The organism is Aquitalea sp. ASV15 (assembly GCF_016429115.1).
In the GTDB taxonomy this organism is placed as follows: domain Bacteria; phylum Pseudomonadota; class Gammaproteobacteria; order Burkholderiales; family Chromobacteriaceae; genus Aquitalea; species Aquitalea magnusonii.
Genome location: NZ_JAELTZ010000003.1, coordinates 157,181 through 169,545 on the forward strand (window position 1 = coordinate 157,181; position 12,365 = coordinate 169,545).

The following is a 12,365-nucleotide window of genomic DNA, read 5'->3' on the forward strand; positions in this document are numbered from 1 at the left end:
GGCATTTTACCGGCAGCGCGGCATCTGCACCATGTGCGCGGCAAGATTATCCTTGCGGGTGGTAACGGGCGGTCATTGGGTCTTTTCTTGTGTTGCGACGCAGCATTAGAATGGTGGCATTGCAGACTCAGTCAAGCGGTGAGCGATATGGATTGTGATGTCAGGGAGCTGGACGGCACCAGCCTGTACAAATTGCTGACCGGCAGCGTGCTGCCACGGCCCATTGCCTGGCTCAGCACCCAGGACTTGCTGGGCGTGGCCAATCTGGCGCCGTTTTCCTTTTTTACCGTCGCCGGGCTCAATCCGCCCATGCTGGCGGTGACCATCCTGAAAAAGCCGGATGGCAGCGACAAGGACAGCCTGGCCAATATCCGCGCCACCGGTGAGTTTGTAGTGAATATCGTCAATCAGCAGCTGGTGGAGGAAATGAACCAGTCCTGTGCGGCTTATCCGGCGGAAGTGGACGAGTTTGATCTGGCCGGGCTGGAAAAAGTGCGCAGCAAGCTGGTGAAAGCGCCCGGCGTGGCCCGTTCACCTGTGCGCTATGAATGTACCCTGCATAGCTGTCTGGATCTGGGCCATGGTGCCGCTGGCAGCACGCTGGTGTTGGGGGAAATCCGCCATGTGCATGTGGATGATGCGGTATACCAGGCCGGCCGGATCAATCTGCAGGCCCTGCATCCCATCGGCAAACTGGCTGGCGATGGCTATACCCTGGTGCATGAGGACTTCGCCCTGGCCCGCCCCTGAGCGCGGCATTGGCATCCGTCAGCAAAAAAGCAGCGCAAGGCTGCTTTTTTTACGGCTGTTGCGGCTGGTGTCAGTGCAGCGACTGCACGATCTGGCTGGCCATCTCGTCCAGCAAGGCATAGCGACGGTTGTATTCGCTGCGCTTCTTGCTGGCAATCTCTTCCATCGGTTTGCGCGGGATGGGGAAGGGGATGCGGAAATATTCGGTATTGATTTTCTCGGCACCGATATCCAGCCAGAAGCTGTCGTAATCGGCCTGGAATTCGCGCCGATAGCGCCAGGAGCTGTAGATATGGCTGTCCTTGCACACGGCCAGCACCTGCTGGCAGCCCATTTCGCGAGCAATAACGGTGAGGGCTTCCAGCGCCAGCCGCTTGGGAAACAGCCCGTGGCAAGCCTTGGTGGCGGTGCGGATGCATTCGTGGCCGAATTCCTTGCGCGGGCCTTGCAGGCCGCCCACCAGCGCCACGTTCTGGCCCTGGTACTGACAGAGGGTGAAGGTGAGGGTGGCCAGCGCCACCTGCTGGCCGTCGACGAACTGCAGCGACAGTTCGCCTTCCTTGTCGAAGGTGTGGTTATGGCCCAGCACCCAGCCAAACTGGCTGTCGTCCTTGCCGCTGACGCTGGCCAGCCTGAGGTTGTCCAGCGACAGCAGCTTGCCGCGCAAGCCGGCGGGCAGTTGCAGCACCCGGCTGTAGTGTTGCTGCAGCATGGCGGCCTTGGCGGCGTTGCCCAGTCCGCGGTGCAGATAAGGGCGGTGCAGCTTTTGTGCCAGGCGCGGAGCCAGCCGCAGATAGTCGAGCATTAATGGCTGGCTGGCGAGAAAGCCCAGCCAGCGGTAGCTGGCCGGCAGGGTCAGCAGGGTGCGCAGTGCCAGCTTGATACGGTTTTTGCCTTCGTCCAGATAGTCGCGGCGGGAGAATGTCCCGCTGGCCAGTTGGCCCAGCAGGCGGGCGGGGTGTGGCCCCGAAGCCGATTCGATTGATTTCACGCAGAGTTCTTCTAAAAGCCGTTCATGCACGGAGCAGCATTATTGTTGATCCGGGAGCCGGCGTCTTTGGCCGGCTTGTCCCTGGGTGGTGACCGTTTGTGACAGCTTACTTTTTCTCGTCACGCGGCTTGAGTGCCACCATGGCCGCGCGCTGCATTTCCAGGGTTTTCATCTGCATCGACAGCATGCCCAGGTTCATGGTGAGCCAGCCTTCCACCACGCGCAGCTCGGCCAGCTTGCGGTCGATTTCCTCCTCGCTCATCGGCGGCAGGAAAGGCTGGGCGCTGGCCGGGGTGGCAGTTTGCCAGAACTGGCGGAACATGGCGAATGGATCGGCAGGATTGAAATCGGCGCTCATGGCTGGCTCTCCTTGTCATATAAAAAAACGGGCAAGCGCCTGCTTGCCCGTTCAGTATAAGACCAAAGATGAGCAGTTAGCTGTTGCTGGCTGCTACCTGTGCATCCACGGCGGCCAGGGCCACCATGTTGACGATGCGACGCACCGAGGAAATCGGGGTCAGGATGTGCACCGGCTTGGTCATGCCCATCAGGATGGGGCCGATGGTCACGCCGTCGGAGGCCGATACACGCAGCAGGTTGTAGCTGATGTTGGCGGCTTCCACATTCGGCATGATCAGCAGGTTGGCCGAGCCCTTCAGCGTGGTGTCCGGCATGGCCTGGGTGCGGATGGCTTCCACCAGGGCGGCATCGCCCTGCATTTCACCATCGATTTCCAGATCAGGCTGGGCTTCGCGGATCAGCTCCAGTGCAGTACGCATCTTGTCGGCGGATTCGCCGTTGATGGTGCCAAAACTGGAGTTGGACAGCAGGGCGGCCTTCGGTGCGATACCAAAGCGCTTCATGGCTTCGGCGGCCATCTTGGTGATGCCTGCCAGCTGCACGGCATCCGGCTTGGCGTTGACATAGGTGTCGGTGATGAAGATGTTGCCGGTCGGCAGGATCAGCGCATTCATCGCACCGGCCACCTTGTCGGCATTGTTGTAGCCGAGCACGGTTTCCACGATTTCGAAGTGCTGGCGGTAGGTGCCGTAGGTGCCACAGATCATGGCATCGGCATCGCCGCGACGGACCATCAGCGCGCCGATCAGCGTGGTATTGCCAATCACGCGGCGACGGGCCTGTTCCTGCGAAACGCCCTTGCGCTTCATCAGGTTGTAGTAGTCCTTCCAGTATTCGGCAAAGCGCGGGTCGGATTCGTTGTTGACCAGCTCGAAGTCCTTGCCGATCTCCATCTTCAGGCCCAGCTTTTCGATACGCTTTTCAATCACGCTCGGACGGCCGATCAGGATGGGCTTGGCCAGGCCGGCCAGCACGATTTCCTGGGTAGCATGCAGCACGCGCTCGTCTTCGCCTTCGGTCAGCACGACACGCTTGCTTTCCTTCTTGGCTTGCGAGAACACCGGCTTCATGAACAGGTTGGTCTTGTACACGAACTGGGTGAGCTGATCGACATAGGCGTCGAAATCCTGGATCGGGCGGGTGGCCACGCCGGAGTCCATGGCTGCCTTGGCCACGGCCGGGGCGATCTTGACGATCAGGCGCGGGTCGAAGGGCTTGGGAATCACGTATTCCGGGCCGAAGGACAGTTCCTGGTCGCCATAGGCGGAAGCCACCACGTCGGACTGCTCGGCCATGGCCAGGTCGGCAATGGCGCGCACAGTGGCCAGCTTCATTTCTTCATTGATGGTGGTGGCGCCCACGTCCAGCGCACCACGGAAGATGAAGGGGAAGCACAGCACGTTGTTGACCTGGTTGGGGAAGTCGGAACGGCCGGTACCGATGATGGCATCCGGGCGGACTTCCTTGACCAGCGGCGGCAGGATTTCCGGTTCCGGGTTGGCCATGGCCAGAATCACCGGATGCGGGGCCATGGATTTGACCATGTCCTGGGTCACCAGGCGCGGGCCGGACAGACCCATGAAGATGTCGGCGCCAACCATGGCGTCGGCCAGCTTGCGCTTGCCGTTGTCGGCAATGGCGTAACGCTGCTTGGATTCGTCCAGCTTTTCGTCACGGCCCTGGTAGATCACGCCTTTGGAGTCGCAGACAGTGATGTTTTCGCGCTTCACGCCCAATGCCACCAGCAGGTCGAGGCAGGCGATGGCGGCCGCACCGGCACCGGATGCGGTCACGCGGACATTGGCAATGTCCTTGTCGACCAGGCGCAGCGAGTTCAGTACCGCGGCAGCGGCCACGATGGCGGTGCCGTGCTGGTCGTCATGGAAGACCGGAATGCCCATGCGTTCGCGGCACTTCTTCTCGATGTAGAAGCACTCGGGGGCCTTGATGTCTTCCAGATTGATGCCGCCGAAGGTCGGCTCCATGGCGCAGATCATGTCGACCAGCTTGTCCGGGTCGTTTTCGTTCAGTTCGATGTCGAAAACGTCGATGCCGGCAAACTTCTTGAACAGCACGCCCTTGCCTTCCATCACCGGCTTGCCGGCCAGCGGGCCGATATTGCCCAGGCCCAGCACGGCGGTGCCGTTGGTGATCACGGCTACCAGATTGCCGCGGGCGGTGTATTTGTAGGCATTGAGCGGGTCTTCCACGATGGCGTCACACGGGGCGGCCACACCGGGGGAGTAGGCAAGGGCCAGATCTCGCTGGGTAGCCAGCGGCTTGGTCGGGGATACTTGAATCTTGCCGGGCTGAGGGAACTGGTGGAAATCGAGTGCGGCTTGGCGCAGTTGCTCGTCCATTCGTGAACTCCTGGGTGGTTTCTTATGGTCGTTTTGAATTTAGCTCAATATTATAAGGGCTAACCCTCTACCGGGGCTATGGTCCTGTCAGACAAGCTACGCGGCGAGGGTGTTCATCCCTGCCGCGTAGCTGGCCCTGTCCTGCTGTTATTGCATCATACCTAACATTCGTGGCAGCCACAGCGAGATGCCAGGAATATATGTTACTGCGATCAGGAAGCCGAGCATGGTGAGCAGCCATGGCCATACCGCCACGGTCAGCTCGGTAATGCCCATCTTGGTGATGCCCGAGGCCACGTACAGGTTCAGCCCCACTGGCGGGTGACACATGCCGACTTCCATGTTGACGGCGATCAGGATGCCGAAGTGGATGGGGTTGACCCCCAGCTTGACCGCCACCGGGTACAGGATGGGCGCCATGATCAGCACGATGGCCGACGGGTCCATGAAGTTGCCGGCTGCCAGCAGTAGGATGTTGGTCACCAGCAGGAAGGCGACAATGCCCAGGCCCTGCGCCGTCATCCAGGCCGCCATGGCTTGCGGGATCTGTTCCGATGCCATCAGGAAGGAGAACAGCACGGCATTGGTGATGATGTACAGCAGCATCGAGCTCATCGACGCGGCATTGACCAGCACGCGCGGCACATCCTTCAGCCCCATGTCCTTGTAGACGAACACGGCAATGATGAAGGCGTAGACCGCGGCCATGGCAGCGGCTTCGGTCGGGGTGAAGATGCCGCTGTAAATACCACCGATCACCAGCACGATCAGCAACAGGCCCCACACGCATTCACGGAAGGCTTGCAGGCGCTCGCCCCAGCTGGCGCGCGGCAGGCGCGGGTAGTCGAACTTCTTGGCGCGATACCAGGTGGTCAGGCCCAGCAATACCGACAGACACAGGCCGGGCAGTACCCCGGCCATGAACAGCTGGCCGACCGAGGCGGTGCTTACCGGCGAGCCATCCGGGCCGGTGACATCCATGCCGGCGGTGGCGATGGAGTACATCACCAGATTGATGGAGGGCGGGAACAGAATGCCCAGTGCGCCGGAGGTGGTGATGACACCGGCACCAAAGCGCTGCGGATAACCTTGCTTGACCATGGCCGGCAGGATGATGGAACCCACGGCCACCACGGTGGCAACCGAGGAACCGGTAATGGCGGCAAACAGGGCGCAGGACACCACGCCGGCCAGACCGAGGCCGCCATACCAGTGGCCCACCAGGGTGGTGGCAAAGCGGATCATCCGTTTGGCCACGCCACCGTGCATCAGGAAGTTGCCCGCCAGGATGAAGAATGGAATCGCCATGATTTCGAACTTCTCGATGCCGGTAAACAGCTTGAGCGCTACCGACTGGATCGGTACTTCGGTCATGGTGAACAGAAAGGTCAGTACCGTCAGACCCAGCGAGATGGAAATCGGCATGCCGGTCAGCATCAGCGTCAGCAGCAGACCGAAAATGATGAGCGTGGTCATTAGTGCTTGCCTCCGTGGTTCAGGTCATGCGGGTGCAGATTGTCCAGATCCTCGGCACCTTCTTCCAGGCCATCGACATGGCCGTGATCATGTTTGGGCAGGCTGCCGGTCTTGATGAAGTTCCAGGCCACTTGCAGGAAACGGAAGCACATCAGGGTGGAACCACAGGGAATGGCCAGGTAAACCAGCCACATCGGTGCTTCCAGATCGGGCGAAGTCTGGTCGGTATGGGCGATTTCCCAGACAAAATCACTGCCCAGTGCCGCAATGACCCCGGTGAACAGGGCACCGGCCAGCAGGCCGAAGATGATGAACTTGGCGCGGTTCTTGTCCGACAGGCGGTTGATCAGCACATCCACGCCCACGTGGATGCCGGTACGCACGCCATAGGCCGCACCGAACTTGGCCATCCACACAAACAGGTAGATGGTCAGTTCCTGGGCCCAGGCCATGTTGATGTGGGCGAGATAGGGTTGCAGAGCGTCGATGCCCGAGCCGTAGCGGTGCAATACTGCGGCAAAGGTGATGAGGGTGGCACTTCCCATCAGCAGGGCAATCATCCACTCCTCAAGGTGATCGAGGAATTTCAGCATGATTGTTCTCTTTCAGCAAAAAGGAGCGTGGGTGCCGCAGCACGCACGCTCCATGCATGGGCCGATCAGTTGTTGGCGTGGAAGTCGGTTTCTTTGTAGATCGCCTTCAGCAGGTCCGGACCGATGCGTTCGGCCATCTTGGCGTGAACCGGCAGCATGGCTTTCTTGAAGGCAGCGCGTTCAGCGGCCGTCGGGGTGTAGACCTGGGTCTTGCCGGAAGCCTTGATGGCGGCCAGCGAGCGGTCGTTTTCCTTCTTGGCGATGTCGTTGGCGTACTTGGAGGCATCGACGATGGCGCCATCCAGCTGGGTACGCACGTCAGCCGGCAGGCCGTCCCAGAATTTCTTGTTGACGATCACGGCATAGCCCAGGAAGCCGTGCTGGGTCAGCGTCAGGTGCTTTTGCACTTCGTAGGCCTTGCTGGTGTACAGGTTGGAGGCTTCCAGTTCGGTGCCGTCCACCACGCCGCTTTGCAGCGCCTGGTACACTTCGGAGAAGGCCATCACCTGCGGCAGCGCGCCTACCGAGCGCATTTCCTCTTCCAGTACCTTGGACGACTGGATACGGATCTTCAGCCCCTTGAGGTCGGCCGGCGACTTGATCGGCTTGTTGGCCGAGAAGTTCTTGAAGCCGTTATCCCAGTAAGCCAGGCCCTTGATGCCCTTGCTTTCCAGCTTGCCCAGCAATTGCTTGCCGATGGCACCGTGCATCACCTTGTTCACTTCGTCATAGTTGTCGAACACATAAGGCAGGTCGAAAACTTCGAATTCCTTCACGCCCAGCGGGCCAAACTTGGCCAGCGACGGGGCCAGCATCTGCACTGCGCCCAGCTGCAGGGCTTCCAGCTCTTCCTTGTCCTTGTACAGCTGGCTGTTGGGGTAGACCTGAACCTTGACCTTGCCGTGGGTACGCTCTTCCGCCAGCTTCTTGAAGTATTCGGCGGCCTTGCCCTTGGGGGTGTCCGGCGATACCACGTGGCTGAACTTGATGACGATTTCGCCAGCAGCCTGGGCCATGCCGGCCACACCGAAGGAAGCGCCAATCAGCAGGGCAGCAATTTTCAGTTTCATATGAGTCTCTCCGTTTCTGTTTCTGTTTCCGTTTGCGTTGAATGTTTTTGCTTTGTATTACAGCCCTTGTCTGCGGGCTGTTAATACCGTGTAAAGTAGAAGGCGCGCCAACAACATGCCATTGGGGACTTCATCATTGGGGTTTTCCCTTACCCGCTTATGCACGTGATCGATCTGCTTGCCCGCCGCCGTTCCCCCCGCCTGTTATGGCTGGGCACCTCGCTGACTCTCATTGCCCTGGTCATGGCGCTGGGGGGGCTGTTTTATCTGGTGTATCGCGACTGGGTGGATGAGCAGCACGACAATCTCATCCAGGAAGTGCTGTGGCTGGAACAGTCGATGCGCCTGCACATGGAGGCGCAGCAGGAATGGGCCGAGGGCATGGCGGCAGATATCGCCGCTGGCAAGCTGCAGCCCGAGCGTTTTGTGCCCTCGGCCGCATTTTTCATGCGGGAAAGCCCGGAAGTGCTGCAGGTGCAGCAGTTCGACCAGAACGGCATGCTGATACGCGACCAGCACGGACAGGTCGCTCCCGGCAAGGTATTGCATGGCGACGAGTTCGACGCGGTGTGGCGGGCCTCGCGCTTGCGCCGCGCGTCCTATGGCCAACCCTACCGCCGTGCTGATGGCAAGTACCGCTTCGACCTGGCGGTGCCCATTATTGCCAACGAGAAATATCTGGGCAGCATCCGCCTGGTGTATCAGTTCGATCAATTGCTGCACCGCCAGGTGCCGTGGTGGATCGCCTCGAAAAACTACATCAGCTTTGTCGATGTCGGCGGCCGCACCCTGGCCAGCAAGTTCGACCCTTCCGAACACCCCGGCACCATTTCCCACCAGACCAGCTTCGACCCGCCAGGCTTTGGCGTGTATCTGCGTGCCGTCAGCTATCGTTCCGGGCTGGGGCTGACCCTGCCGGTGCTGACCGGGCTGATCATGCTGCTGGCCGCAGCCCTGCTGTACTCCATCTGGCGCATTCGTCGCCACATGCGTGAACGCTCGCGTGCCGAACATGCGCTGGCCACCGAAGTGTCGCTGCGCCAGGCCATCGAGGACTGCATGAAAAGTGGCCTGGTCGCCATCAGCCTGGAAGGGGAAATACTGCGGGTCAACCGCGCATTTTGCGAAATGCTGGGTTATGCGCCGGAGCAACTGGTGGGCCAGCGCCCGCCCCATGTTTTCTGGCCCAGTGCCGATCACCAGCAAATGCGCGCGGCCATGGATGCGGTCAGGCATGGCATGCAGCCAGAGCAGGGTTTCGAACTGCGCTTTCAGTGCCAGAATGGCGAATTTGTCGAGGTGCGGCTGTATGCCACGCCGCTGATCGAGCGCGATGGCAGCCATCGTGGCTGGATTGCCGCCTTGTTCGACATTACCGAGCGCAAACGCCAGCGGCTGGCGCTGAATGCCTCGCACCAGCGCTTCCTCACCGTGCTTAACGGCATGCAGGCGGGTGTCTGTGTGGTCAGCCAGCTCAGCGGGCAGCTGTTATACGGCAATCCCACCTTTTCCTATTTGTGGCTGGCCGACGAGCCGGATGCGCCGTGCTGCCTGCTGTTGCCCGGTTTGCGCGATGAGCCGGAGCAGGATGATCTGGCCAGCGAGTTCACCCTGCAAGATGGCGCGCAGTGGTTCCAGATGCACCGGCGCCGGCTGGAGTGGGTCAGTGGCGAACCGGCCTGGCTGGTGATTCTGACCGATGTCACCGAAGAGCGCGAACGGGAAGGACGGGCGCAGGCCCAGCAGGAGCGCTTCCAGACTACCTCGCGCCTGATTGCCATGGGTGAGATGGCCTCCAGCCTGGCGCATGAGCTGAATCAGCCGCTCACCGCCATCAGTACTTACTCGGCCGGGCTGGCGCGCCGCCTGCCGGAGCGGCTGGAATTGCCATCCGGCGTGCGCGAGGCCGTGGCGGCCATCAGCCAGCAGGCGCAACGCGCCGGGCAGATCATCAAAAGCATCCGCGCCTTTGTCAAAAAACACGAGCCGCAGCTGGAGAATGTCGATCCCGCGCGCGTGGTGGCGCGGGCAGCAGGATTGGCCGAGATGATGGCCTTCAAGGCCGGCGTGCAGCTGGTGATCGAGCAGGACGGCACAGACTGCCGGCTGGACATGGACCCGGTACTGATCGAGCAGGTCTTGCTTAATCTGATGAAGAACGCCATCGAAGCCATGGTCGAGGCGCAAACCCGGCGGCCGCATATCGTGGTGCGCACCACGGTGGGACCAGCGTTCTGGCGGGTGGAGGTGGCAGATAACGGGCCTGGCCTGAGCGACAATATCAAGAAAGAGCTGTTTACCCCGTTTTACTCCACCAAGCCTGATGGCATGGGAATTGGTTTGAATATCTGCCGTTCCATCGTCGAGTTTCATCGTGGCGAATTCAGCGTCAATTCCACAGTGGCGGGCGGCTGCGTATTCTGGTTCACCCTGCCGCTACGGCGCAGCAGCGACGGCACATGAAAAACGGCACCCGTGGGTGCCGTTGTCACATGGCCAGCCAGTACCTAGTGTTGACTGGGCTGCAGGATGGTTTCCTGTGTTTCTTCCAGCATGTCAGGGTAGTCGCGGCTGTAATGCAGGCCACGGCTCTCCTTGCGCAGCAGTGCCGAACGCACGATCAGCTCGGCGGTTTGCACCAGATTGCGCAGCTCGATCAGGTCGTTGGTGACGTGGAAGTTGCTGTAGTAGTCGTTGATTTCCTCGGACAGCAGGCGAATCCGGCTTAGTGCCCGCATCAGCCGCTTATTGGTACGCACGATGCCGACATAGTCCCACATGGCGCGGCGCAGCTCGTCCCAATTGTGTGAAATCACCACTTCTTCATCAGTATCGGTTACCTGGCTGTCGTCCCAGTCCGGAATCGGCGGCAGGGTGATGTCCGGTGCGGCCAGAATGTCCTCGGCGGCTGCCTTGCCAATCACCAGGCACTCCAGCAGCGAGTTGCTGGCCAGACGGTTGGCGCCATGCAGACCGGTACAGGCCACTTCACCCACCGCATACAGCGCGTCTACATCAGTATGGCCGGTCAGGTCGGTCACCAGACCACCGCAGGTAAAGTGCACGGCCGGCACCACCGGAATCGGCTCCTGCGTGATGTCGATACCCAGTTCCAGGCAGTGAGCGTAGATATTGGGGAAGTGTTCCTTGATGAAATTGGCCGGCTTGTAGGAAATATCCAGATAGACACAGTCCAGACCATGCTTCTTCATTTCAAAGTCGATGGCACGTGCCACCACATCACGCGGTGCCAGTTCCGCCCGCGGGTCGTGATCCGGCATGAAGCGGGTACCGTCTGGCAGCTTCAGAATGCCCCCCTCGCCACGTACCGCTTCGGAAATCAGGAAAGACTTGGTGTGCGGGTGATACAGGCAGGTGGGGTGGAACTGGATGAACTCCATATTGCCCACCCGGCAACCGGCACGCCAGCCCATGGCAATGCCATCACCGGTCGCGGTATCCGGATTGGTGGTGTAGAGGTAAACCTTGCCCGCCCCACCGGAAGCCAGCATGGTGTGCTTGGCGGCAATGGTGACGATCTGGTCCAGCGTCTTGTCCAGCGCATACACGCCGTAGCAGCGCTTGCCCTCCAGGCCCAGCTTGCGTGAAGTGATCAGGTCGATGGCAATGAAATCTTCCAGTACCGTGATATTCGGATGCGCCTTGATCTTCTGACCGAGTGTAGAAGTCACGGCAGCACCGGTCGCATCGGCCGCGTGGATGATGCGGCGATGGCTATGACCACCCTCGCGCGTCAGGTGATAGCCGGTCTTGTGGGTATCGTCACGAGTAAACGGCACGCCCAGTGCGATCAGCCAGTCAATCGCCTCTTTGGAATGCTCCACGATAAAGCGTGTCGCCTCCTCATTGCACAGCCCGGCACCGGCAATCAGCGTATCGCGGATATGCTCCTCAACCGAATCCTCGGTATCCAGCACGGCGGCGATACCGCCCTGGGCATAGGTCGAACTGCCTTCCAGCAGATCGCGCTTGGTAATCAGGCCAACTTTGCGGGTGGCCGCCAGATGCAGGGCCAGCGTCATGCCGGCCAGACCACTACCGATAATCAGAACATCAAACTTGAGCATGGCAGATGCCGCCGTCAGGCGGAGTAGGGCTGTTTGCAGAAGGCTAAAGAGTAGCAGAACCGTCGTCGGGCGGCATCAGCCTTGGCTCTATATATATGTGTCCGCCCATCCCGCCCGGCATGGCCGGGTTCGATTAAGTCTCTCCGCAGGCTGCCCAGCCAGCGGTTTTATATGGAAGATCCGGGCGATCAAGCCGACGCAGCAGATACGCAATGTCGACCTGGTTGAGACGGCGGGGCAAAGCGCTGCTGCGATGCAATAAAACCCTATCGGCATAGTTGCTTGCTGCTCAGTCACTTAGCGCGTAATTGGCCGGTGTTTGGCCAGAATCTGCACTTTTCTTCGCACAAAGTGTTGACGAGGGTAGGGCAGGGCGGTATAGTTCGCCTCCTCAGCAGACAACGCAGCGACGGAAACGAAACGCAGCGACCTGCACCGCTCTTTAAAAAACAGAATAACCGATAGGTGTGAGTGCTTGGCGAAAGCCAAATACTTGCACTGCAAGACAAGAAATACTTGTTATTTTCTTTGATCTTGCGTGCCAGAAAATTTGCTATGAGATTGAACTGAAGAGTTTGATCCTGGCTCAGATTGAACGCTGGCGGCATGCTTTACACATGCAAGTCGAACGGTAACAGGGAGCTTGCTCCGCTGACGAGTGGCGAACGGGTGAGTAA

At 60.1% G+C, this 12,365-nt stretch carries 9 protein-coding genes and 1 rRNA gene; 3 read left to right on the forward strand and 7 right to left on the reverse strand.

Translation table 11 applies throughout. The features are described from left to right. Positions 1–147: 147 nt before the first annotated feature. Positions 148–750, forward strand: a complete 603-nt coding sequence (locus JHD64_RS02430) for a flavin reductase family protein (RefSeq protein ID WP_199052145.1) — start codon at positions 148–150, stop codon at positions 748–750. A 70-nt stretch (positions 751–820) separates the two neighbouring features. On the opposite strand, the gene JHD64_RS02435 is transcribed toward JHD64_RS02430, so the two are convergent. From JHD64_RS02435 to JHD64_RS02460, 6 genes are all read right to left on the reverse strand, one after another. Beyond that, positions 821–1,741 carry a VirK/YbjX family protein gene (locus tag JHD64_RS02435; protein ID WP_199052146.1) on the reverse strand — a complete coding sequence of 307 codons (921 nt, stop codon included), beginning with the start codon at positions 1,739–1,741 and terminating at the stop codon, positions 821–823. Between the two features lie 106 nt (positions 1,742–1,847). Beyond that, positions 1,848–2,099, reverse strand: coding sequence for a PhaM family polyhydroxyalkanoate granule multifunctional regulatory protein (locus tag JHD64_RS02440; RefSeq protein WP_059286267.1), 252 nt, complete (start codon positions 2,097–2,099; stop codon positions 1,848–1,850). Positions 2,100–2,175: 76 nt separating this feature from the next. Continuing rightward, positions 2,176–4,461 carry an NADP-dependent malic enzyme gene (locus JHD64_RS02445; protein ID WP_059286266.1) on the reverse strand — a complete coding sequence of 762 codons (2,286 nt, stop codon included), beginning with the start codon at positions 4,459–4,461 and terminating at the stop codon, positions 2,176–2,178. Between the two features lie 147 nt (positions 4,462–4,608). Then, the gene (locus JHD64_RS02450; protein ID WP_059286265.1) at positions 4,609–5,937 is read right to left on the reverse strand and encodes a TRAP transporter large permease; all 1,329 of its coding nucleotides are present in this window, start codon (positions 5,935–5,937) and stop codon (positions 4,609–4,611) included. Then, positions 5,937–6,530 carry a TRAP transporter small permease gene (locus JHD64_RS02455; RefSeq protein ID WP_059286264.1) on the reverse strand — a complete coding sequence of 198 codons (594 nt, stop codon included), beginning with the start codon at positions 6,528–6,530 and terminating at the stop codon, positions 5,937–5,939. Before JHD64_RS02455 ends, JHD64_RS02450 begins: the two co-directional genes overlap by 1 nt. Before the next feature lie 65 nt (positions 6,531–6,595). Continuing rightward, positions 6,596–7,600, reverse strand: coding sequence for a TRAP transporter substrate-binding protein (locus tag JHD64_RS02460; RefSeq protein WP_199052147.1), 1,005 nt, complete (start codon positions 7,598–7,600; stop codon positions 6,596–6,598). A gap of 165 nt (positions 7,601–7,765) precedes the next feature. Here JHD64_RS02460 and JHD64_RS02465 point away from each other — a divergent pair, with 165 nt between their 5' ends. After that, positions 7,766–10,063, forward strand: coding sequence for a PAS domain-containing sensor histidine kinase (locus JHD64_RS02465; RefSeq protein ID WP_244909890.1), 2,298 nt, complete (start codon positions 7,766–7,768; stop codon positions 10,061–10,063). 44 nt (positions 10,064–10,107) lie between these two features. Here JHD64_RS02465 and nadB read toward each other — a convergent pair whose 3' ends face one another. Continuing rightward, positions 10,108–11,688, reverse strand: coding sequence for an L-aspartate oxidase (gene nadB, locus JHD64_RS02470; protein WP_059287580.1), 1,581 nt, complete (start codon positions 11,686–11,688; stop codon positions 10,108–10,110). A 563-nt stretch (positions 11,689–12,251) separates the two neighbouring features. Here nadB and JHD64_RS02475 point away from each other — a divergent pair. After that, a 16S ribosomal RNA gene (locus JHD64_RS02475) occupies positions 12,252–12,365 on the forward strand; the annotation flags it as partial.